Source organism: Hymenobacter ginkgonis, from assembly GCF_009755225.1.
GTDB lineage: Bacteria > Bacteroidota > Bacteroidia > Cytophagales > Hymenobacteraceae > Hymenobacter > Hymenobacter ginkgonis.
The window spans coordinates 1-23,349 of sequence record NZ_WQKZ01000011.1; the positions used below are offsets into that span (position 1 = coordinate 1).

General features: G+C 54.7%; 19 protein-coding genes. 5 read left to right on the top strand and 14 right to left on the bottom strand.

Annotated features, from left to right (window positions below):
- Positions 1 to 48: 48 nt before the first annotated feature.
- The 6 genes from GO988_RS22920 to GO988_RS23905 form a co-directional block, all read right to left on the bottom strand.
- Positions 49 to 312 carry an Imm32 family immunity protein gene (locus tag GO988_RS22920; protein WP_157569971.1) on the bottom strand — a complete coding sequence of 88 codons (264 nt, stop codon included), beginning with the start codon at positions 310 to 312 and terminating at the stop codon, positions 49 to 51.
- A gap of 151 nt (positions 313 to 463) precedes the next feature.
- Positions 464 to 859 carry a DUF7674 family protein gene (locus GO988_RS22925; RefSeq protein ID WP_157569972.1) on the bottom strand — a complete coding sequence of 132 codons (396 nt, stop codon included), beginning with the start codon at positions 857 to 859 and terminating at the stop codon, positions 464 to 466.
- Between the two features lie 313 nt (positions 860 to 1,172).
- Positions 1,173 to 1,511: a DUF3828 domain-containing protein gene (locus tag GO988_RS22930; RefSeq protein ID WP_198173014.1), complete on the bottom strand. Its 339-nt coding sequence runs from the start codon at positions 1,509 to 1,511 to the stop codon at positions 1,173 to 1,175.
- A 2,052-nt stretch (positions 1,512 to 3,563) separates the two neighbouring features.
- Positions 3,564 to 3,992, bottom strand: a complete 429-nt coding sequence (locus GO988_RS22940) for a DUF6527 family protein (protein ID WP_198173015.1) — start codon at positions 3,990 to 3,992, stop codon at positions 3,564 to 3,566.
- Between the two features lie 26 nt (positions 3,993 to 4,018).
- Positions 4,019 to 5,230, bottom strand: a complete 1,212-nt coding sequence (locus GO988_RS22945) for a ThiF family adenylyltransferase (protein ID WP_157569976.1) — start codon at positions 5,228 to 5,230, stop codon at positions 4,019 to 4,021.
- Positions 5,205 to 5,834, bottom strand: a complete 630-nt coding sequence (locus GO988_RS23905) for a multiubiquitin domain-containing protein (RefSeq protein ID WP_198173016.1) — start codon at positions 5,832 to 5,834, stop codon at positions 5,205 to 5,207. The genes GO988_RS22945 and GO988_RS23905 overlap by 26 nt, the downstream gene beginning before the upstream one ends.
- A 467-nt stretch (positions 5,835 to 6,301) precedes the next feature.
- On the opposite strand from GO988_RS23905, the gene GO988_RS22955 reads away from it, so the two are divergent.
- The 3 genes from GO988_RS22955 to GO988_RS22965 all read left to right on the top strand — a co-directional run bounded on the left by GO988_RS22955 (position 6,302) and on the right by GO988_RS22965 (position 8,225).
- On the top strand, positions 6,302 to 7,366 hold the full coding sequence (locus GO988_RS22955; RefSeq protein WP_157569977.1) for an XRE family transcriptional regulator: 1,065 nt from the start codon (positions 6,302 to 6,304) through the stop codon (positions 7,364 to 7,366).
- Complete coding sequence (locus GO988_RS22960) at positions 7,363 to 7,869, top strand: hypothetical protein (RefSeq protein ID WP_157569978.1); 507 nt, start codon at positions 7,363 to 7,365, stop codon at positions 7,867 to 7,869. The genes GO988_RS22955 and GO988_RS22960 overlap by 4 nt, the downstream gene beginning before the upstream one ends.
- Before the next feature lie 209 nt (positions 7,870 to 8,078).
- Positions 8,079 to 8,225: a hypothetical protein gene (locus GO988_RS22965; protein ID WP_157569979.1), complete on the top strand. Its 147-nt coding sequence runs from the start codon at positions 8,079 to 8,081 to the stop codon at positions 8,223 to 8,225.
- Positions 8,226 to 8,578: 353 nt separating this feature from the next.
- On the opposite strand, the gene GO988_RS22970 is transcribed toward GO988_RS22965, so the two are convergent.
- The 4 genes from GO988_RS22970 to GO988_RS22985 form a co-directional block, all read right to left on the bottom strand.
- Entirely contained in the window at positions 8,579 to 9,490 is a 912-nt protein-coding gene (locus GO988_RS22970; protein WP_157569980.1) for an NADAR family protein, read from the bottom strand.
- 12 nt (positions 9,491 to 9,502) lie between these two features.
- Complete coding sequence (locus GO988_RS22975) at positions 9,503 to 10,615, bottom strand: phosphoribosyltransferase-like protein (protein WP_157569981.1); 1,113 nt, start codon at positions 10,613 to 10,615, stop codon at positions 9,503 to 9,505.
- Positions 10,616 to 11,230: 615 nt separating this feature from the next.
- The gene (locus tag GO988_RS22980) at positions 11,231 to 11,917 is read right to left on the bottom strand and encodes a hypothetical protein (protein WP_157569982.1); all 687 of its coding nucleotides are present in this window, start codon (positions 11,915 to 11,917) and stop codon (positions 11,231 to 11,233) included.
- A gap of 500 nt (positions 11,918 to 12,417) precedes the next feature.
- Entirely contained in the window at positions 12,418 to 12,786 is a 369-nt protein-coding gene (locus GO988_RS22985) for a hypothetical protein (protein ID WP_157569983.1), read from the bottom strand.
- A gap of 442 nt (positions 12,787 to 13,228) precedes the next feature.
- Here GO988_RS22985 and GO988_RS22990 point away from each other — a divergent pair, with 442 nt between their 5' ends.
- Positions 13,229 to 13,579 (top strand): hypothetical protein, encoded by a 351-nt coding sequence (locus tag GO988_RS22990; RefSeq protein WP_157569984.1) that lies wholly within the window; start codon positions 13,229 to 13,231, stop codon positions 13,577 to 13,579.
- Between the two features lie 54 nt (positions 13,580 to 13,633).
- On the opposite strand, the gene GO988_RS22995 is transcribed toward GO988_RS22990, so the two are convergent.
- Entirely contained in the window at positions 13,634 to 14,323 is a 690-nt protein-coding gene (locus tag GO988_RS22995) for a recombinase family protein (protein WP_317164961.1), read from the bottom strand.
- Positions 14,324 to 14,412: 89 nt separating this feature from the next.
- Here GO988_RS22995 and GO988_RS23000 point away from each other — a divergent pair, with 89 nt between their 5' ends.
- The gene (locus GO988_RS23000; protein ID WP_157569986.1) at positions 14,413 to 15,093 is read left to right on the top strand and encodes a recombinase family protein; all 681 of its coding nucleotides are present in this window, start codon (positions 14,413 to 14,415) and stop codon (positions 15,091 to 15,093) included.
- A 305-nt stretch (positions 15,094 to 15,398) separates the two neighbouring features.
- Here GO988_RS23000 and GO988_RS24700 read toward each other — a convergent pair whose 3' ends face one another.
- The 3 genes from GO988_RS24700 to GO988_RS23010 all read right to left on the bottom strand — a co-directional run bounded on the left by GO988_RS24700 (position 15,399) and on the right by GO988_RS23010 (position 23,318).
- Complete coding sequence (locus GO988_RS24700) at positions 15,399 to 15,527, bottom strand: ABC-three component system protein (RefSeq protein WP_317164962.1); 129 nt, start codon at positions 15,525 to 15,527, stop codon at positions 15,399 to 15,401.
- Positions 15,528 to 16,016: 489 nt separating this feature from the next.
- Positions 16,017 to 16,262 (bottom strand): hypothetical protein, encoded by a 246-nt coding sequence (locus GO988_RS23005; protein WP_157569987.1) that lies wholly within the window; start codon positions 16,260 to 16,262, stop codon positions 16,017 to 16,019.
- Positions 16,263 to 16,268: 6 nt separating this feature from the next.
- Complete coding sequence (locus GO988_RS23010; protein WP_198173017.1) at positions 16,269 to 23,318, bottom strand: DUF6443 domain-containing protein; 7,050 nt, start codon at positions 23,316 to 23,318, stop codon at positions 16,269 to 16,271.
- Positions 23,319 to 23,349: the final 31 nt, after the last annotated feature.

A 23,349-nucleotide genomic window follows, 5' to 3' on the forward strand; every position in this document is an offset into this window, starting at 1 on the left:
CTTGTTGGCCCGGTTCAGACCTCAAGCTATTAGGCTTAACAGCCCATCTCAATCTTCCTTCTTGACAATAATCAAATCTATGGAGTTGTCCTCCAAGGCTGCGTATTTATCAAGGTGTAGATCATAGCCATTGCCAAAATCATCTTGAGCCAATGTAAGTAACTGGGTTGCCAGAGAGATCAAGCCAGCCTTGTTGCATTTGATCATGACGCCATCATGACACAAATCAACTTCAATTTCAAAGCCGTCTACCCAAGTAAATTCAAAGCCGGTAGCTGGTTTGTAATCTGGTATTTCAACTAGTATTTGCATCTGTAAAATTTATTAATTGTTTGACTATTATTATTTTATTGCTTGAATAGAACTTATGATATCAGGCAATTCTCCTTCCATAACTGACTCTAGTAGGCCGAGACATTTTAAGAAGTTGGGTTAAGAAACGTGACAAGCTCGGCCTTAACACTCACTGCCCCTGTTTTAAGAAACGATTCCTAGTTTCTATACATGCTTGTTGATAGGCCTCAAACAGCGTGCGGATATAAGGCGAAAGGTGGCTGGCGAATTGTGGTAAGACCTCTTTATGGTCATCGACCGACTCAAACACCTGAACCCACAACATATCTTGCGTTTCCTGCCCCCCTAGTTCAAAGGACTTATTTATAAAATCCATACACCTCTGGAAAAGAGTAGGATTCGTATGACTGGCGATTAAAAACCGTGAGAACTCGCCGATTACCAGGTAGATATCGGCTGGGTCATCTACATCAAATACAGTGACAAACTCCGGCACTGCGGCGAGCAGCTTGGTCGAAATGGTCGGGTAATATTCGTCAGGCTGGAAAACTAGGGCAGAAGTCATCGTTAAATAGAATTAAATAAAGTAATTAGCTAGTCAATCTACATTGCTATTTTCTTGAAATAGTTGATTGCCATAACGTGGCTTCCCGGATTGGTCTGGGAAAAGTGGCGATTTTGGGCTTCCCGCCGGGGCACGGCCGGCGTGGTACTTTGGCGGGGACTAGGCTCCCATTTTGGGAGTTTACGAAACTCATCCCCTCGGCGTGTTTCGTGAACTTCGATTCGTAGACGGGTTTCTTAAACTCGTCCCGCGCTATAGCGGCTTGCTGGCACCTGGCGCCGGCCAACTGCTAGGCGTTCAGGGAAAAGAGCCTTTATTTGATGGAGGCTATTTTAACCGCCTTGCCTTGTTTGATGACCGTCACGTGAATGGTGGTTTTTTCAGCGGGGGCGGGCCTATACGAAACCCTATATCCGTTTAATACCTTGGCATCTTTCTGGACGGACAAGGTGTTGACCCAGGCAATGTCCACGTCTTGCGCGTACAGAAACGGGTCTGTTTCCAAGTGCCCGCTGGCGTATTGTGCCTGAATTTTTCGGCACAGACTCGCCGTGCAATACTCTTTTTGCAGGGCCACTGATTGGGCCAGGTTAGCCCGCGTGGGTGCCTGTGCCCCACCCGTGATGTACGCGGTGTAAAACGCCTTTAACATCGCCCCAGCTTCTCGGTCCGCTGGGGTGGGGCGTGCTTGACTACTCCCATAGCAGGGTAGTAGCACCCAGCCGAGGCAAAAGATAATCCGTCGAATGTCCGCGTTCATCCCAAAGAGCTAGGTTATCTACAAAAGTGATTCAGGAAAACGGTGATTTAAATAGGGCAAACCCTTTTACGTTCTGCAAACGACGGACTACAGCTTGTAAAAGGAATGGGTAGGGGGGGGCAATAACGCACGCTTTTCGGATACCCCTGGAAGTTGTAGCGTAAGTACCCTGCTGTCTGGTAGGAGATGGGTGGTTATAACGCCATTCTGGGTCTCTACGCAGCCGCTGGCCGCAAGTGCCTGCCGAACTAGATTGATCTAGCATGCAATGGTTTTGACAACTCAATAATATATTGATAATCAATAGACTATTGGTTAAATCAGGGGGCATATATCCCCTTAGTAGGTAGTGGCAATTGCCAGTAGCCGACAGGGCACGGTGGGGTGCTAGGCGAGTAAATGGGACGGAAAAGTCGAAAAAAGGGCTAAAAACAGCATTTCCAACGCATGGGGGCACTTGGGCGTGAGACTGGCTTTTTTCGCGCTTCGTTGCGGCCTAGTGACCGGCAGGTGGCGGGTGGTCGCGCGCCGGTCCAGAATAGGCGAAGAGCATCCCAGTTGTCAACCATCAGCCCTCTCCCTACCAGATACCACCGAGGCAGCTGTTGGCAATTGCCAAGTAGGGACAGGGCAAGCTGGGCTGCAGCGCTCGACTCGTGAGACTGTACTAGGTCGAATTCAATCATAATCGCCCCTGGCAGCGCGCCAAGGGTGATACGAGTGAGATTGGCTTTTTAGGCAATTTAGCTCGGCTAAGTGGGCGCGAAGTTGCCATAGGCTGCCTCGGTACTTCCGCGCTCGCCGGATGCTGTCGGCGGCTCCCTAACCGGGGTATTACGAGGGGTGCCGCACGCCGTGGCAGCCAGTAGCAATTGCCCGATCCCAACTGGCAATTGCCACCTGCCAAGCCAGGCAAAAGGCCAGTACGGATGCGCCAGGGCCTATTCTAGCTGGGCGAATGGTCTTCATATATTCTCTTCGAAAGCTCGCTCAGAGGAGGGGCAAAAGCTAAAGGGCGCGCACTGCCGTGCGGGTGACGCAATAAAAAACAGGCAATTTTTCAGCTTTATTGCTTATAGCATAGTTGATTAGGTGCAAAACACGCAATAATTTATTTTGCCGCATCGGCGAGTGGGGCCTTTTTGGCAATTGCCCATGAGCTAGCCGGCTATCATCCTCTCGTATTTCAGCTAGTCTCCGGCCAGTGTTAAGGCTAAAGGAGCGCTCGCTGGATGCTGTCGGCGGCTCCCTAGCCGGGATATTGCGAAGGGCGCCGCACGCCGTGGCAGCCAGTGGCAATTGCCACGCCAGGCAAAAGGCCGATTTATAGGTGCCAGGGCTTGTTCTAGTAGGCAAAGCCGCTTTCATATATTCCCTTTAACAGCCCGCTCAACCCAGCGGCCAAAGCTAAAGGGCGCGCACTGCCGTGCGGGTGACATTATAATAAACAGGCAATTTTTTGACACAATTAACTGTATTATAGTTGGTTAAGTGTAAAACACGTTATAATTTATTTTGGGAGTTTTGTGAGTTAGGTACTTTTGGCAATTGCCAACGACCTAACCGGTTCCTAACCCCTCGGTTCCGACTAGTCTCCGGCCGATATTAAGGCTCATGGGCCTTTGTTGGATGGTTTTCGAGAGGGCGTTTCCAACGCGTGGAGGCGCTTTTTTAAGTCGTATTTTACTGACCCTTATTGGAGTATCTTCAGGGTACGACAACCGTCACTCTCTACGCTCGTGTCTCGACTGAGGATAAACATCAGAGTTCAGATAATCAGTTGCCCGAACTGCGACGCTTTGCCTAAGTCTACGGCCACATTATTTACAAAGAATACGTGGAACACAAATCTGGTATTGATATTCGATACAATAGAAAAGGCCGGCGCAAATAGCACCGGCCTTTATCGCATTTGCCTGGCTATCCACTGGCAGCAATATCTTGCTACGCGTTGCTGCCTGATAGCTTCAGCTTGCGCCAGAGTCCTTTCCAGAATCCAATGGGTGGCTCTGGCACCGGAGCCACCGGCGGGGTAAAGGCAGGGGCCGGCGGAGCGGGAGTTGATGTAAAATGCTGCTGTTGCGCGCGCAAGTCCCGCTTGCGGCCAGCGGCAATTTCCTCTGCTGACCACTGGCCATCCCACTGAATGCGATTACGCTTTATCCAGTAGTGCGACTGGCAGGGAAAACTCCAATTGCCGATGGACGGCGACAGCCACACCGCCTCCCCATCGTAAGAAAGCTTCCATTTAAACGGGGTCAGGGGTGTAACCACCCGGTTGCCGCAGCCGCAATAGCAGTTATGCACGGCAGTGGCAAAGGGAATCGAGATGTATAACACGCCCTCCTCCAGTTCCCGCGGAATAGCTTCCACGAATTCCGGCTGTATCACCTCGCGCCTCATGCTGCCTGGTCCTCGTTCTGCACGAGGTTGCCGTCGATGGTGTACGTACTGTGATGTTCGTGCTCCAAGTCCAGGTAAAACCCCGTCATTTTCTTCCACTTGACGACGGCCAGCGTGGCATTCAGCGCGTTAAGGTCCGCAATCTGTATATTGCGCCGGTATTCGTTGCCGGCATCGCCGTCGCCGAAAGAGATGCGCTGCTTCTGGTGTACGTGCGCCCGCTGCCGAGGGCCGCTGGCCGTTACCCGCAGGATGCCGCCCAACGCATTGGCCTGCTCGTTGAAGTGGATGCTCATGCCTACGTCGATGAAGGGAATGGCCCAGGTCTCCAGTTGCTGTACTAGCACCTGCTTGACGCTGCCCCGGTCGAGGCACAAAAACACGAAGTCCATGCCCCGCAATTGCGCGGCGTTGGTTGCGTTCAGGTAGCCGTCGTGGGCGTGGATGCTCCGGTGCATCGGCGCGTAAAGCTGTGCGAAGTAGTTTACCTTCTGCGGCTTCTGCTGCAAGGCCGCAGCCGAAGGTGCACCCGGTGAGCGGAAGGCGTTGTGCTGCGAAAACACGTCGCCGTCGAATAAGTGAATCTCCGCTACGGGGGTCTTGGCCACGAGGTCGAGTATGTAAGATCCCGTTCCGCCCAGCCCCACGATGGCCACCCGGTGGCCTGCTAGCCGCGCCGTCACGGTCGAAATGCCGGCGCGGGGCGAGGCCGTGTCCACGTAGCCGAAGACGGAAGTGTCCGCCGCATCCGTGACGACAGAGAAGGTCCTAGCCGTCGCTTTAGGGTCGAGGGCCTGGGCCGGGCCTTCTACCAGCATCACGTAGGTCGTCACCAGTTGGTAGTAGTCTGGGTAACCCAGCGGCGACGGTTTGCTGGAGAAGGTGTGGTCTATGTACACGTTGCCTCCCAGGTGCTGCCGGAGCTGGCTGCCAATAACCAACTTGGTTAACGGCTGGCCGTCTTTATCGCACGGGATGCTGCCTTCGAAATAAGCGACGTGGTTAGTTGGCTTGGTTGCCACGTCACCGGCCAGCGTCAGCGGGCATACTAGGGTGCCCAAGGCAACCTGCCGGGAGGTGGTCACATATGGAACCCCCTTCACTAGCAGGAAGCCTTGGCCCTGCACGCCGCTGCCTAGCTCTAGCTCATAGCCTTCGTTGCGAAGGCGTAGCAGGTCCGGGCTACGACCGATCAGTTGCGCCGACATTGAAAATCATGCCTTCTTGAACGTGAACACGCTGGCCGGCCACCAAGCTACCTTGCGGATTGCTGGCGGGGCCTTTACGGTAGGTGAGCGTATAGCTCACGTTGGGGCCGCTGATGAGGTGCGCTAAGGCCACCAGCTCCTCAAACGACAACTCCTGCTGCGTAACCTGCTGCGGGGTGCCGTTCACGTAGATGGTGACGGGTAAGGGCTTGGTCAGAAACGACTCGATGCCGTACTCCGCTAAGTTAACCTTCTCGGTGGGGTGTACTACCGTCACCTGGAGCCGGCTCGGCTCGCCGTGTTGCTGGCTGAGCTGGTAGCGCTGGGCCGTTTTGCCGGCTAGGGCCAAGATTTCCTCGCCCGTGGGGTGTGGGTTCGAGAGGCGGTACTTCTGCCCATCAATGGTGAGCAGGTACACTACCTCTTTGCCGGGGTCGGGCTGGGGGTGGGGCTTGCGGTGCCGGTGATGCTCGGCGATGTCAATGATGATTTCCTCATCGCCGTGTGTGTGGATGTGAACCGTCACGTGCTCCTCGTGCTGAGCCGGGGAGTGGGGCGGTTGGGGGTGCTGCGGCGCGGGTGCGCCAGGATGCAAAGGTTCCATTGCGGGATATTAAGGGCACTAATGCGGAGTGCCGCTACCGAAAATGAGTCCTTCCCGAAGGCGGGCCAAGCTGGGAAGGAATAGCTTGGCCCGGGCAGATTTTCGGGTAGCGTCCCCAGATTCCCGAAAAGAATCGTAGGTTTGCAGCCGAAAGACAACAGGATGCCGGCTTGGGTTACCAACCCAAGTGTTTCGTTTGCCGCGAGAGTAGCTTCCTTTTTCATCCACCCTCCTGCCGTTGCCGCGGCGGGAGGGTTTCTTGGTTTATGGTATGACTAGATGTAGTTTGCAACGTGAGGTGATTGAGCCGAGCCAGCTGCCGTGCTAGCTCGACAGCACAAACATACGCAACCTTTGGTTGACAAAAAATGATTTTTTATAGTTTTTGTCAACCAGATCGGGCGCACCGCGGTTTACTCATTGACTAACAAACGCTTAAATTTCAACGCTCAAATGGCCACTTACGCATGACTTCGTTCGCGGAGAATCTCCGGTCTGCCCGCAAGATGAGGGGCTGGAGCCTACAAGACCTGGCTGACCGGGTAGGCAGCATCACGAAGCAGGCCCTCAATAAGTACGAGCAGGGCACGATGAAGCCGGAAGGCGGCGTGCTGGGGCTCCTAGCTCAGGTCCTTGATGTAAGCCCCAATTATTTTTTCCGCACTAATCGCCTAGCACTGGGTCCGGTGGAGTTTCGGAAGAAAGCCAAGCTAACGGTCAAAGAAGTCGACAGCATCAAGGAAAAAATACGGGACTACCTGGAACGCTACATCGAGGTAGAAGGGATGCTAGACATTGAGCACCAATTCGACGCTCCCTTTACTGACGCAGCCGGTAAAGCACGCAAGTGCCGCGTAACTACTGCCCAAGAAGTAGAGGATGCTGCCGAGGCGACGCTGAAAAAATGGAGGCTTGGTATCAACCCGATCCCAAACGTGGTGGAAATGCTAGAAGAGCACGGGGTATGCGTACTGGTACTGGATACTTCTTCTTCCTTTCACGGCCTGGCTACCCTTGTTAGCGAGCTACCGGTTATCGTCCTCAACGGGACTGATACTCCAGAGCGGCGGCGGTTCACCGCGTTGCATGAGCTGGGACATTCTGTGCTGGACATCGTGGCCGCCACGGAGAAGGAATTGGAAGGACTTTGCCACCGTTTCGCCGGGGCCATGCTGCTCCCGCAGGAGGTGGTATGGCGCGAGTTTGGGCGTACTCGCAAGCGGATTTCTGACTATGAGTTGATTGCCGTGAAAAACCAGTACGGCATCTCCGCCCAGGCCATTATGCGGCGCTTGTGGGACTTGCAAGTCATCAGTGACTCTTACTACAAGCATTTTTGCTTTAAAATGGCCCCTAACCGAATGGAGAAAGACTTCGGACAGTTTTTAGGCGAGCGCAAAAAGTCCTACCGTTTTCAGCAGCTAATTCGTCGGCTCGTAGCCGAGGACATCGTTTCCGATGCTAAGGCAGCCAGCTTAGCTGGCGTTACACTCCAGGAGTTCCGCAGCAAGGATTTGCCAACTGATGAATGAAGTTTACCCATCTGGCTATCCAAGATGCCGGCATGTTGCTTGACCTGCTACAAGCCCAACTGTTCGGCCCTGCTTTTCAACTCTCCTACACCTTCTGCATTTCCGACGTGGCGCTGGCTGCCCTCGATGCCGACCTCCAGCACCAGCTCGCACCTTATATCAGGGCGAAGAAAGTGCTAGTCATTGTCAGTACGGAAGAGGACCACCTAGCTGTAGAAGAGCTGGCTGGTGAATTTCCGCGCCTGTCGGCGGCGGAGTGGTCGGTTTACCACATGGCCCGAACGCACAACTGGCCGCTACTGGCCAGCTGCACCTGCTTGTGTACCTGGAAATACATTCCGCCGATGAAGCTGCTGAATATGACCTGGCTAATAAATGAGTTGTTAGCGCAGGCGAAGCTGCCCAAAAGCAAGCTGGTCACTGGAATTGATAAATTAGTCTCTGCTAATCATCGTCTAAAACCGGAATGCGATGCCTTAAAAAAAATCTTACGGATCCGTTGAAGTAATTTCCTATCTGCAGGCAATTGCGTAAACGCAACCTAAACCGCGAAGCGGACAAGTAATACTAGGTGGTGCTGAGTCTGAACCGGGTCAAGTTGCACCGTTTTGGCAGTAGACTGCGGGGCGCGACTTATTGTGTTTCGCCACACTAGAGCACGCGCGCAACGCCGGTTCAGCCGACTAGATAGTACAACTGGGTAAGGTGCAAAGTGGCTGGCGAGCAAACGCACGTGCACGTTATCATCATCCGCACCGAGAATCCAGCTCGCTACAGTGAGCGCCAGCGGGCCGACAAGCTGACCCGGAAAAACCCGTACCATTTCAGCTTGGTGACCTACCATAAGGGTACCCAGTGAGGGGTCGTGCGGAGCGCCTACGAGCGCCGACAGTTCTCGGAGCGGTAAGAGTAGGTGTTTTGACTAGGCGTTTGCCTATAAGCGGCCCCTGGTCGAAATCTTCCGCTACGTTCACACCATGCAGCACGGCACACCAGAAGATAGTGCGGCCTTGCGAGCGTAGGTACTACGGCAGAAGCAGCAGCGCCAAGCGGTGCGGCAGGCCCTCAAGCAGCAACAGGTGGCCGCGCAAGCGCCGCCGGGCCCCCAGATAGCCCCGCAACCATCCCAGTACCGGGAAGCGCTCGAAGTTACCCCATCTGTGCAGCGGCCCCGCCGAGGCCCCAGAATTTAAATAGATTGATTAGGAGCCACTAGCTTAACGGGAGCATAGGCTGGTCCTTGAGAAAACGTACGCTACTTTTTCTAGTAGCCTTCCCCTTGGCTTTTTCTGCAGGCTCACCAACTTTTTTAGCCTCCCGCTTGCGTTTTGCTGGTTTATCTTTTGGAGCAGCTACTTTTTTAGTAGATGCAGTTTTATCCTTGATGAAAAGCGTATTTAGGCTGCTGGTAGGGATATCTGAAATTATGACTACTTCCTCACTAAGTATGCTAGGCTTAACTGTATAATTAATCTTGATAGCCTCTTTGCAGTGCATAATTCTTTCAAGGTGAGAAATGAAATTTATTCTCTCATCCACCACTTGAATAGGGTGGCCAAATAGCAAAAAATCAGGAATACTTAAAGGTTCTACAACAAACATATTATAAGAAAACCTATGTTCATTGTAAAAATGCCTAATCTCCATAAGTAAGCGCCCTAAGGCATTTACTCCTATTAGCTTGTCATTGTCGGACTTGTCCCTTACTGCTCCCCAGAAATCATCTTTGCTGCTATCCTCTACAATTTGTTTATCAAAAGTACTTTCGAGTAACTTACCGAATTCAAAATAATTTTGCGCTAATTTGACCTTTAAGCACCAGCGCATTATTTTGATTCTAACATCCTCCCAATCTGCACGAGTATCTTCCCTAAATGGCTTGCCTACCATTTTTGCAGTCATTGGGCTACGCTGGTTCAGAATCTTCGACTGTACGTCTGGGAGACTTGGAAATCTGCAAGCTTGATATAGAGCTTCAGAAGATAGAATAGGTATATTATTTATCCTTAAAGGAAATCCTGATGCCATGTTTGATAGCCCTCCAAACTGTTCCTTGGTTTTCCTAAAGACGCAGCTTTGTTCGGCATCATACACTTTGCTATCATATTTTCTGTTAGGTTCCATTATTCACGCTCTTTAGCCGTTCAACTGAGATAACAATGAATCAAGGTCAAAAGCTTGATTGCCACGTCGTACTTTGAATAATGGAATAAACCCACCTCCTAAGTACCAAAATACCAGTGGAGCATTGTTAGGGACATTTCTCCAAGTAAAACATAGGGCACCGAATCCGAAATTCTTACGTGATGGTATAGAATAGCCTAGCGCTCGCATATTTTTATTATTGACATTTGCGGCGTTTAGAATCTCGATACCTTTCCTGAGAAAAGCTCGCTCAACAATCTTTCTGTTTTCCGGGCTGGTAAAAAACCCTTCTGTTACAGGTATAGTGTCGGGACGATAGAATTCTTCAGGGCTGGTTTTATCGTATCGCTTGTTGTACTCATTAACAGTCAAAACAGTATTGTTTTTATAATCTATTATTAACTTGTCGCTTTCCTCGACAGGCATGATTAAATCAATTTTTGATTTAGCTTCAATACAATTATCAATCTCTACTGCACGATACATTTTGTGTTTATCCGCTAAGCCTTTTGACGTATAGTAAAGCTCTTTTTTCTTTAAATCATAATTTTTTGTGTGTATAAACACATAAACAAAAATTAACTTGGTTAGGTTTTCTTCTACTGCTTGTTTATTAGTTTTATCGAAAGAATATTTTTCATCAGCCCATGTTTTAGTGTCAGTAATTAGTTTAAGTCCTGTGCACAAAATATCATCCAAATAGATAGAATATTGCCTTGAAGAGCTACCGCACTCTGCGAGGCTTATCGAATACTTTACTTGAACTATTTTATCAAGCATATCCAACATTATACTCTGACTTTTTCCCTTAGGCTGCGTTCTGATGAAAACAGCATTATTTAAAAAATCTCTTTCATTTTCAAATTTATATTCTTTAGTTAAGAATTCTACTACTGTGGTGAGTAGGTCCTCTACTTGCTTTTTTGAGTAGTATCTTTTTTTAAAAATGTTGTCCAGTTCCTTTAGAATAGGTAACCTGTCAGATTCCTCAAACTGAAGAATCCACTCTTGAATACCTGCTGGGGTGATTCTGACGGATTGGTCGTTTTCATCTGCTCGATAGTCACTTAACGTCTGGTGAATGCTCTGTATAAGTTGATCCATTGGAGAAATGGTTGTTTAATTATGATAGGGTACTTTAGCGTCGCTAATATAGGTTATTGCCTGCTGACGCGGCATCAAGCGGTTCGCAGCGATAGATATATATTAACCTCTTGGCTTACATGGCAGAAATCGGCCCTTGTCATAATCATATCTTCTAGTATAACAGAAGCATCAGAAATCACCTCGATAGAACTAAATTCCTCAACCCCCATACGCCGATTCTCAACGAGGGCGAGCAGGCTCTCGCGCAGCGGTGGTACCTGGTCAGCAATGCACTAGCCATAGACGGCAGTCGCTATTCCCTCCCTTCTCCCAGCATTACGACGCTGCATCTACGATACATCGCGGGCTAGACTGACACCACATAGCTGCTCAATGAGATAACGCGCCAGCTGCACCACCCCGAGGTCCCGGCCGTTGACGTGCGCTCATTACCCCCAGAGCAGCCCGGCTGGGCATACCCCTATGCAGCCGAGATGGCGCGGCTGCTGACGGAACTAGCCGAGATACCCTACTAGCCATAATCAATGTTACCGACCAAGTGCCGCAGCTGGAGCAGGTGTCCTAACTGTATCACTCTAACGAAGTACTAGGGCCAGTATAAGACCGTTTACATCAAGCGGGAGATAGAGCTAAATTCCTGCTAGCTTTGGCGAAGCTGGGATAATTAGCTACAGAATTAAGGAGTTGTGTTTCAAATAGCTCGATATTTTCTAGCACTACGTCAGGCTTGGTTCTGGCTGGTGCTGATGTGGCCCGGAAGGTAGCATTATACAGCTTGCCATTCATGCCCTGCAAAATAGGATCAGAGGTGATAATAGTGCCTGTGTGTCCATGAGCAGCCAAGCAGCTCAAGGACTTTGCCGCTACCGCTGGGCCAGGCCCTATTAAAAAGACATGAAAGGAGCGGCCCACTTGATTAAGCATTCTGATGAGAGCTACCAGCTTCTCTTCAAACGCGATACCCTGGCGGGTACGAGTAAAGTCGCGGGATACATAGCGCACCGTGGAATTGCGAGCAAACCAAGTAATCCACTGCTGTTCTTCATATTCGTCTAGCCAGTAGAGATTGGGCACCGAAGCAAGTCCAGCCTGTTGAATTTCTTGCACCACCCGCAAGTGTCGTCGCTGCATTACCAGGTTGTGAAACCTGGGGACGGGCGTGTTCTCCGTTGTATCCTCCGTGACAGAAAAAGTGGCCCCCGTGCTGAGTTCGAAGCCGTAGGAGGCTAAGCGCTGAAACTTACCTATTCTGTCACGCATTGCCCAGAAGCGTTCTAACAGCTTATCCTGAGTATTCATAATAGCCAGCAAGCGACAATTCTCGCTTACTCGCAGGTGGGCCCGTACCTGAGCTGGGCTAGTAAATTTGGGCGTAGCAGTTCGACCCGCTAATAAGCGATCAATTACCTGGGTACCATCGGCCGCTGCCCAGCGCAAGGGTAGTAAGCCACCGCCCGCTGGAAAATCAGCTGTGCGCGCCGGAATGAACAATGGGAAGTCCGCTTCAATGCGTTGCGAAAGGGCTAAGTCTTGCCAATCCAGGCCCGCTATATACTGCTGTCGAGCATTGTCTATCGGGCGGTTACGAGTAACCACTTCTCGCTGCAAGCAGATGAGATAGCACGCTCCGCACTTCCGGTAGCTCGGACTAGACATCTTCCAAGCGCACTGGCAGGGAGCAGTCGCATACCCGCCACCACATTTCGCGAAGGCAAAGCAGTGCCGTTGACAGAACGTATCGTTAAGGCCGCCAATTAGCGATAACTGACTGATTTCGTAGTCCATATCAGCGGTTCTACTTATAGCCGAATCTCAATCCGAATGCCCATAGGCTTCTCACTTCGACGCACTATAATTGCTCTGTACGACGGCTTAGGAGCTAACAGTTCATCATAATCTGGTGGTACACATCCTAAACGCTTGCCGGCTAGTAGTACCTCAAATTCTCCATCGGGTTGCTTTGCTACCTGCGCAGCGTTGCCTTTGGCCGCACCACTCCATACGATAGGAGAAATCTTGACCAAATCTATTGCGATGGTTTCCAGCAAGTCTTTTTCCTCGCCACCCCCGCTGCCGGGCAGTTGCTGTTGAGGTTGTTCCCCACTGGGCAGCGCCTTTTTGGCCTGTGCCTTCTTCTTGGGTGCCTTGGACTTCGTACCGCTACTCATGCGCTAATGTATTTGGTATTGAAGACCAAAATAAGTAGCATGCAAAAAGTTCCTATGAGGAGAAGGAAAAATTTGCGATTAGCCAGACTACGTTCCTTAGTTGAGAAAATGAGTGTACCTGCGTCTACTGTTGGCGTATCAAAAGAGACGCTAGAAACAAGGCGTTAAAATGGAATTGTACCAAGTTTGGTGCAGCGGCCAGTCAAGCCAAAACACGTATATATTTCCAGAGATGTCCTTGAAGTCATCTTACTTTAATCGGCTTTTCCTATAATGTCAGTACTGTGCTAGTAACTAACTACTCCTGAATGCATACTATTTTTAGTATAATTATCGCTGTTAAGGTGTCAGCTAGGAGAAAATGAAGTTTTTATACTGGAGTTTGTTGCTAATCTGGTCGCCTAAGCCAGGAAAGCCGGTTGTGGCCTCCGACCATGTAACGATGCAAAAAGTGCTCACGCAGGTGATTCGGGCACCCGGTTTGGCTCCTTATCTAGCCCATTATACGGCAGGTTCTATTTACTTCCGCTTGCTGCCGACTACCCATTCTACTCCTCAAGATTTGCGTCGTTTTCAGTCGCTTAAGCTGCAAGTCGGTCAACAGCCTCCCCTCTGCTATGACGAAAAGAAGGATACGCGCCGGTATCCAGTACTAGTATTTCGCTTCGTGTACCTGACTGCCACTGCCGCCGAGGTCTGGGTAGAGGTAGACCGGGAAGGGGTGATAGGCAAATTCACGTTAGCTAAAAAGCTTTACTGGACTATTCAGACCGCTGACGTGTACGAAACATGAAATAGAAATAAAATATAACGTTTAGTAAACCAAGCCTTGATACACGTAAACAGCCTACTGTGCTAGTTTGAGCAGTAGACGTTGCACCCCCATTGGATGAAAGGCCTTCCCGTGCCGCGTGCGGTAACCTGAGTGATTGAGCTGCTCCGCAATAGCGCGTAATGTAGCGCCGGTGGCACGTAGCAGCGTGGCTAGTTGTGTTGCCTGCCGGTTATTCAGATTGGCTTGCGCGTTCTGGGTCATCGCCACCCAGGACTTCTCGCGCGCGGCCTGAGTCAGATTAGTGGGCGTGCCTAACTGCGCCCCGCGTGCTTTCTTCGCGGCTAGGGCATCGCGGGTGCGGGTAGAAATCGCCGACGCTTCCTTCTGCGCTACCGCCGCCATGATATGTAAAGTAAACTCATCGGCCGCGGGCAGGTCGACGGCCTGGAAGCGCACCCGACTTTCCATGAGCGTGGCCAGGAAGGCCACATTACGGGCGAGTCGGTCCAACTTCGCTACCAGTAGCACCGCCTCCTCCTGCCGGGACCGCGCAATCGCCGCAGCCAGTTGGGGCCGTTCGTTTTTCTTCCCACTCTCAATTTCGAGAAAGGTGGCCACGAGTTGGGCGTCGCCGCGCAGAAAATTTTGCACCGCCGCTTGCTGGGCTTCTAGGCCGAGGCCCGATTGCCCTTGGCGGACGGTACTCACTCGAAAGTAGGCTACATATTTTGTCATTAAGACAAACCTACCCTGAAAGTACATCTTGTCACAAAAGTTAAACGTTCGTTTAACTAATGACTATACCCCTTATCTTCGTCCAGAATTCTTGCTCGACTGCCCAACTAATTCTCATGCCGGCCTACTTTGCTTACTACCGCGTCTCCACTCAGAAGCAAGGAGCCTCTGGTCTTGGACTCGAAGCCCAGCAGGCCGCGGTCGTCAGTTTCCTCAAAGGTGGCCAGCCGCAGGGCGAGTATGTTGAAGTGGAGAGTGGCAAGAAGAATCAGCGGCCGCAGTTGCTCGCCGCGATGGCCGCGGTTCGCGCTGCGGGTGGGGTGCTCCTTATTGCCAAACTCGACCGCTTGAGCAGGAACGCGAGCTTCATCCTGACGCTGCGCGACGCGGGGGTGGACTTCGTCTGCTGCGATATGCCCGACGCGAATACGCTTACCGTGGGTCTCTTCGCGGTGCTCGCTCAGCATGAGCGCGAGACGATTTCCAAACGAACCAAAGATGCACTCGTCGCCAAGAAGGCGCGCGGAGCCGTACTGGGCACCCCAGCTAACCTAACGGACGCAGCTCGGCAACAGAGCCTCCTGGTGCGGCGAGCACGTATTCAGCAGGACCCGGGGCTGCGGCAAACGGCGGCCTTTATCAGCTCGCGCCGGGCGCAGGGGGTGAGCTTTCGCCAGTTGGCAGGGGAGTTAAATGCGCTCGGCTTTACGGCCCCACGCGGGGGGACTTTCAACCAGAAGCAAGTGCAGCGCTTGCTTGACCATGCCACCGCTAATTTGCCCATAGGAACAAACTGACCTACTACTTTAACTTTGCTCACTATGTATGCCGCTGCTTCGTCGAATTGTTGGAATAATGGCCGGAGGGCTGTGAAGTATCATCTATCGGAGGTACTTCTCACTTATCAGCAATTCCTCAATGGCCAGGATGTAGAAGGTGCCTCGAGTGATGTACTCATTCTTGGGCGACATGATGGCCTGAATGGGGGAGCTAACCGTTTCGACTCAGTCTAGCACTCGCTGTCAAACTGAACGCAGGCCACATCTTCTTCTTAATTCCCGGAAAACTCCGTTCCATATGTCAACCGGTCGACGTATCGCACTCACTGCTCTTTCAGGTCGGCCTTATAGGCGCTTAGCTCCCCCACGAAGAGCAATCCATCGACGCCCCACTTGGTACGTTGGCTAAACGCCTGGTAATAGTCTTTCACAGCGTAGCAGATGCGCTGCACAAAAGGCCAGCCTTCCTACGAGCGCTAGTACGCCTCATCGGACTCGGCTATAGCTAGAGATGGCGCCCGGAATGGCGGTGGCCGTCGTGATATGGGCTAGACGGGTGCGCAGCGGGTCCTTTCTTTTGCAACAAATCGTCCCAGACCCAGAGCATCTTCCACTAATCAGTGCTGCGATTCGATAAGGACTGCCTTTTGGTGCTCAAGTAGTGCTTAAGCTGCTGGAGTTTGGTCGCCGTCGCGCTTTGCACCTCTACGTCGTCCAGCCCTTCTAGAATGAGGGCAGATTCTTCGCCATCGGCTGTAAGTAAAGCCTAGAGTGCATACTCGGCTTGGTAGAGGTAACCCAATGTCTGGGGCACGGCAGTTAATGAGAAGGAGGAACTCATGTATTTAAGGAGCTAGACTTATCAGCAATTACCGAAGATGAATAGATCTCTGACTGTATGAGTAGAACATAGATGCAATAGCACTTTCTAATCCTGCATTTTATTCTTTTATATACTCAGTCAAAGCTTTTAGTAATCCCGTTTTCAAGTCATTTTCTTCTACTCTAATCATGCCTCTCTGCTTAGCTAAAGGAAAGGTTATGAATATAGTATAGGGCTCTAACGTTCGTTCGCCATCAAATTTAATAACAGCAACATCACCATTTTGCTTTACTAATTCAAAGCAATGAATCAGGGCCTCAATAGTGACATTGCTATCATCAAGAATTCTGCTTATTAATTCCATTTTGGTTTATCTAGTTAACATTCCTGCAATCTTGGATACGTCGGTAATAGTTCCTTTCGCAACTTCCGTCGCAATTTTCATCATCTGTGCTTGGCTTACTGTTTTCAAACCATTTTGAGCTGCAAATGAACGAAAAGCAGCCACCGCAGTTCTTTTATTGCCATCTACAAACATATGCCCGTGCGAAATTCCTCTAAAGATTGCAGCGCCTTGTTCTGCTGGCTTCTCGTAATACATCGCACTATTTATTACGGAAGAAGGATTGCCATTAAGCAGAGCTCCTCCGCCTTCAGTTGTTTTGTTGATGCTAACTAGCTCATCAGCAAATGATTTTGGGTTGAATGCTCCTCCAGCTGATGCACCAGTAGGACACGGCCCCGAATTGTGGACCAATATAGCGTTCTGGCCGACGAAATAAGTGTGCAGTTCATCCACAGTGAAGTTGTACACCGTCACGTGCTCGGGCTTAAGGTCGATGCGGCGTAACACGTGGCGCTGGCCGCTCTGACTCACTAGTGAGTCGCCCACACGCAGGCGCTTGACGCGCACCCACTGCCCGCGCACGTAGAACGGGTGGTCAGAGGTGGTACGCAGGGCCTCGCCCGTAGCCGTGTGCAGCACATACACCGTGTCACGCTCATGACGAAACAGGTGCGTAACCGGCCGTAGGGCCGTCTGGCGGGTGCGTTCGTTGTAGGCCCACACCGAATCGCCTACCTGTACTTGCTCAATATATTTATGGCCTCGGCGGGTGCTGATACCCGTGCCCGCCGTGAAGCAGCCGCAGGGCGCTTTCGCCCCTCGAGCGGCACTACCAGCTCCAGCTTCCGCTTCGGTGGCGGCGCCACGACTTAAGCGGCTAGCCACGGCCCCAATAGCTTTACCCGCCAAGTGCCCGCCAACTCCAGCCACGGCGCCGATGGCCGCATCTTTGGCTACCGAGCCTACTGTAATAGGCTTGCCATCATACGCATTGCGGGCTGCTCCGCCCGCCACATTACTCACGGCTCCGGCTGCCCCTACGGCCAGCAGGCTCGTGCCACCTGTTAGTCCGGCTACACCCCCAGTCACCCCACCTTGCACGGCGGCGCCTCCTACGGCATGCCAATCGCTGACGTGACCGCCATTATGGTACATCTGAGTACCGGCTTCGATGCCTGCCCCAAGCATGGCGCCAATCACGGCGCCTGCAGCTGCCGTGATGCAGGTCGGACAGTTCCCATCGGGATCATTGAAGCGCACGGCGTTATCGTAGCCGAAGGCATAGGGCGTCCAATTTTCCTGTCCATCCTCGACCTTTGGATCCACGGCATGCCAGCGCCCGAGTTGGTAGTCGAAGAAGCGCCAGTCGTGGTGATTCCAGTTCAGACCCAGGTCTAACTGATTTTCCTTGCCGTTGAACTGGTAGAAGTTCTTGAGACGCAGGCCAGGGGCAGCGCCACTGATGCCGGCTAACTCCAAGCCATAGGGGTCGTACTGATTTTCCTGCACCTGCAGGCCCTGGCGATGTACGATGCGCAGCTCATCGAAGTACACGTCCACCGGACTTTCATTACCCACGTACACCGTAACGTAGCCATTCTGGGTGATGGGCAGCCACTGCGTATCTAACACTTGGTAACTACCCAGCGCGGCCTGCGTGAGTTGCAGCGTGCGCTGGTCCACCAAGGCCGAGTCCTGGTTGAACACCAGGACCCGCAAGTAGCCCTTGGGTACCCCCCCACTAAGTTGAGGTAGGGAAGCTAGGCCCGCTCCTAGGCCTATTTGTAGCAGTGGTAGCCCGCCGCGCCGGCTACCATCCACCCCAGCAGGTCCACCAGCAGGCGCCGGCTGCAATAGGCTCGTTACGAAGCTAGCCAGCGAAAAGGCAAAGCTGGAGTTGTTGACCTTTTGCGGGTAGAGTCCTGGGGCATAGACGCGCAGCGTATCGCCCTTTTGGACGGTCAACTGGGTGAGCGGTCCCAGCGGCTGGGCCGCGGGGCCCCCACTCGCGTTGAGGCGCGCCGCGTAGGTGCCGCCGCCGTAGGTGTAGCTAGTGGCCGTGGCAATCGGTTGACTGACCGAGAGCGAGTCGAACTGCTGGGTTTCGCGCTTGCGGGTGGGTGCATCCTGTTCCAAGCTAGCCAGGTAGGTGCGGGTCTGCCCCAAACGGTAGGCTAAGCGCAGATTGCCTAGGTGATCCTTGAAGGTGAACTCGCGCTGATACTTGACGGTCGGCTGATTGGCGTTGTCATAGGAGACGAAGCGCAATACGCGACCCTCGGCGTGCGGAAAGAATTTGAGCGAGTCCTGCTCGTACTGGTAGGGGCCGAGGTAGTCGGTGCGCTGCATCGGCTTACCGGTCTGGTAGACCAGCTTGGCCACCTTCTGGCCCGCCGCCGAGTAGCGGAAGACGAGGCTATCGCCCACGGACCCAAAATGAATCTGCCGCGGCAGGTTCAGATGGTTATAGGCAATGCCCGTGATGCCCTTATTTTTATCCTGGGTCAGGTTGCCGTTGGCATCGTAGAGGTATTCCTGAGCGAGCTTGACGCCTTGCTCCTGGAAGTCGCCCGCTAAGGAGGTAGGCGCGCCGTGATAGGTCTGCGGGCGCGCTAATTGGTTGCCCGTGACCAAGTCGTCGACGGCTTGCAAGCGGTTGCCTTGGTAGGTGTAGGTCAGGTTATCGACCGCTCCATACTGCTTGGCCTGTGCGTGAGTCGCGTTTTGTAGCAGGCCCCGGCGGCGCAGGGTCCGGATGTTGCCGTTGTCGTCGTAGCTGACAAAGCTCAGCCGGTAGTTATCTTCCTCCGCTTGCCACAAGCCCACGCTGGGCGTGAGTAGGGAGGTCGTAGTCCGGGCCACGAAGTCCCCTTGCAAGAGGCGATTCAGCGGGTCATACACGTAGCCGTAGGCCCGCTGCACGCCGTCACGGCCCCGCCAGGTCTGGCCCGTCAGGTTGCCGTTGTACTGCTCGTAGCCTTTGGTAAAGCCCCGCTCGTAGTGCAGACTCAGGTTAAACAAGTCCTCCTTCGCCGGTTGGTAGGGATCGTTGAGGCTGGTAAGCCAACCGCGAATGTTGTAGGCATAGTCCACGTCCTGGCGCAGGCGGCCCGTGCCCAGGGTCTTGCGCGTGGCCTGCCCGATTTCATTGTAGCTCACGGTGTCGAGCAAGGCGGCGTGCGCCTCGCCCGGCAACTGCTGGCGCGTACTCAGCAGCCGGCCCGTGTGGTCGTAGCGGAAGAACTCGGCGACCGTGACGGGGGTGTGGCTGGGTCCCTGGTGGACGGCGACACTCTGCACCACCTTGCCTGTAAAGTCGAGCTGGGTGGTGAGCAGATCCAGGCCCCAGCGGGCATTGGTGGTCTGCACCTGCACGGGCCGGGCCCGCTCGTCGTAGAACGTCGTAGTGGTGAGCCAGGCGGCCGGCTGCGTTACATCATCCGTTTCCACCACGCCCAGCACCCGCGTCTTGGTGCGGGTCGTCAGACCCTGGGTGCGCAGCGCATCGGCCACCGGGGCCGCGCCGCTCGGGAACTGGCTGTCGGTGCGCGCATCGTAGCTGGCATCGGCCAGCTGCTGAGCATCGCTGTTGAAGTTGTAGTCGTCGTAGTAGGTGACCGTGAGCACCTGGCCCGCGTCAAAGCTCCCCTGGCCTAGCTGCGGAAAGGCGTGGGTGGTGGTGTAGTAGTGCGGCGCAGCGCTGGCCGAGCGCTGCTCGTACTGGTGACTCTCTAGGGTATCGGCCGTAGCGAGGGCTTGCAACCGAGGCTGATCAGCGGAGTCCAGGCGCGTGACTAAGCCGGAGAGGATGATGCGGCCCAGGGCGTCGTATTTGGTCCAGCTCCACTGCTGGTGGCGCCGCTGCTGGGCATCCTGACTCAGCACCGGGCGGTCGAGCTGATCGAAGACGACCCGCGTCTCGCCGTCCTGGCCCGGCACCTGCTTGGCAATTTGCCGTCCCCGCGCGTCGTAGCGGTAGTGGAACAGGAAGGGCTGTACGGCGACCGGCACTGACTGCGGCCCCTGCCCCAGGGGCAACACTACCTTCGTGGCTTCGGGCTGGAGCACAAAGCGCAGGCGACTAAAGTCGTCGTAGACGTAGGCCGTGCGCAGCCAGCGGCTCCGCAGGGTGTTGCTCATGCCCAGGCGGTTGGCCTCGACCTGCTTCAGGACCACTTGGCCCAGTTTGTCCTTCCACTCTATCGTGCGGTAGCCTTTGGCCCCCGGCTCGGTCGGGCCGTGGGTGTCGGCGACTTCCGTACCCCAGAGTTCGCCCGCCTTGTAGTAGCCCTGATAACCCGGATCGAGGCTAGCGGGGTCGTAGCCGGGCACGAAGCGCGGGATGGAGTCTGTCTCTGTGTTCGGCCGCTCTAGCCGCTGCTGGATGTGGCCACTGGTCAGCTGCCAGGCTTCACCAGCCGCCCCTTGAGCCAGCACCCGATTCAGGGGCGAGTCCTCAAATTGGGTCGCCGCGTACGCGGCCCCCGTGCGGGCCACCCCGCGCGTGACATCTAGCGAGTCCAGCGGGCCCTGCAGGCCGGGACCCGGGCCCACCCGCCGATAGAAGGCATCCTGGGCCGCAAGGGCCTGGGGGCGGTAGCCCCCGCGGCCCTGCACCGAGTCCGGGTAGGGCAGGTACTGGCGGGGTTCGCGTCCCAGCCCGTCGTAGGCCTGGGGCTGCACCAGGTCGCGGCGGCGGGGGGAGGCCTGGCGCAACACCGTTTGCACGGGCCGGCCCAGCCCATCCAGGTACTGGGTGCTCGTGCTCACCGAGTCCACGGGTGCCGCCGCCACGCGGCCGGCTTCCGTCAGGGCCACCCGCGGACTCCAGCTGCGCACGTAGTTCACGTCGCCTGCAGCACCGGCGGCTAGGCGCCAGCTAGCCGTATCAGCCGGGGCCAACACCAAGGAGCCAGGGTTGGTGTCGTCGGGTTTGTTCTGGGCCAGTGGCTTATACGGCAGCAGGTCGGTGTAGACCATGGCCGAGTAGAGCTCAGTCGGGCCCGTGCTGGGATCGGTGAACCAGCGATTGTGCATCGCCAGGCGATAGGTGCCCTGCTCGGCGGCCGTGGCCTGGGCCCACGTCTTGGTCAGCAACGTGTCGCCGGGCATATTTACCCATTGGCTGCCTACCAGGCGCTGCCACTGGTAGCGGTACAAGTAACGCCCTAGCGCCGCGGCGGGTACGCGTAAGACCAACGATTCGCCGGCCAGGTAGCTGAGCGTATCGATCCGGGGCGAGGGGCGTTGTCCGCGTACATCCAGACTCCCTATCCGTCCTTGCTGCGGGGCCGTGAATAAGCGCTCGAGGCTCACGTAGTCCAGGTAGTTGCTGGTCAAGTTGCTGTTGAGCGTTAGTCCCGTAACCCCACCCAGGTCCTCGACCGCCGTCAAGTCATTGCCCGCCAGTTGCAGGTACGATAAAGTGGGCAGGCGCACGACGCTCGCGGGCAAGGTGCCGGAAAGATGATTGCCCGCCAGCGTGAGCTGGTAGAGGTGCGGCAGCTGCCCGAGCGCTGCCGGCACCGGCCCCGCAAGCTGGTTGCCGTCTAGGTAGAGGTAGTTCAGGTTCACGAGCTGGCCGAGCCCGGTGGGCAGCTCGCCGCTAAAGCGGTTGCCCGCCGCATTGACGCTGGTCAAGCTGCGCATGCCCACCAGGGGCTGTAGTGACCCTTGCAGGTGGTTGTTTAGGAGTCCGAGGTAACTTAGGCTCGTGAGCTGGGCCAACTCGACGGGCAAGCTTTTCGAAAGCTGGTTATAGCTGAGTTCTAAGATCGTGAGGCTGTGCAGCTGCCCCCAACTGGCGGGAATGGCCCCACTCAACGCATTGCTTTGCAAGTAGAGCTGCTGCAGCTGAGTCAGCTGACCCCAACCAGTCGGCAAGGGACCGGTGATCTGGTTCTGGTGTAGGTAGAGCCCCCGCAGGTGGCTGCACTGCCCCAGCGAGTCGGGCAAGGGCCCGGTCAACAAGTTCTGCTCGGCGTTCAGGGACGTGAGCTGGGCCAGGTGACCCCAGGCTTCCGGTAGGGGACCACTAAACTGATTCTGGTTGAGGTAAAGCGTTTGCAGCGCGGCCAGCTGGCCCCAAGCTGCGGGTAAGGGCCCCACAAACTGGTTATAGGACAGGTTCAGCGTTTGCAGCTGCGCCAGCTGGCCCCAGGCCGCCGGTAGGCGCCCGCGCAGCTGGTTGGCCGCCAGGTAGAGGTAGGTAAGCTGGGAGAGTTGGCCCCAGGAAGCGGGGAGCGAGTCACTGAGCTGGTTATGGCCCAGATCCACGTACGTGAGGTGCGCAAGCTGCCCCCACGAAGCGGGCAACGCGCCGTTGAGTTGGTTGTCGCCCAACACCAAGGTCTGCAGGGATCCGAAGTGGCCCCACTCGGCTGGCAGCGGACCACTCAACTGGTTTTGACCCGCGTTGAAGTACGTGAGCTGGGGAAAGTGCTCCCAAGTGGTGGGAAGGGAACCGCTAAGTTGGTTCTGGTTGAGGTAGAGCGTCTGCAACGCAGCCAGCTGGCTCCAGGCGGCGGGCAAGGAACCCGTGAACTGGTTATAGGACAGGTTTAGCGTTTGCAGCTGGGCCATTTGGCTCCAGGCCGCCGGTAGGCGCCCGCGCAGCTGGTTGGCCGCCAGGTAGAGATACGTAAGTTGGGTAAGCTGGCCCCAGGAGGCAGGGAGCGAGTCACTAAGCTGGTTATGGCCCAGATCGACGAAGGTGAGGTGCGTGAGCTGGCCCCAAGAAGCGGGCAACGCGCCGCTGAACTGGTTATCTGCGAGGACTAAGCGCTGCAATTGCGCGAGCTGACTCAGGGCGGCGGGCAAGGAGCCCGGTAGCTGCCGCGCGCTCAAGTTCAAGCTCACCACATCGCCCCCGGCCACGCCGACGGCCCCCGCCTGGGCTGCGTCCGCCAGCGTCGAGCCCGGTAGCCAGAACGTGCTCACCCCCCCGCCGGTGGCGTGGTAGAATTGGCGCAAGACCCGCAGCTCGGTCGAGTCCGGGATCAACCCTTCACTCGGCGGTAGTGCCTGCGCCTGTCCCCGGCCGGCGCACAGCAGCGCCGGCAAGCAGAGGAGCAAACGGCAGAGAAAACGGAAAGGGTAAGCAGTA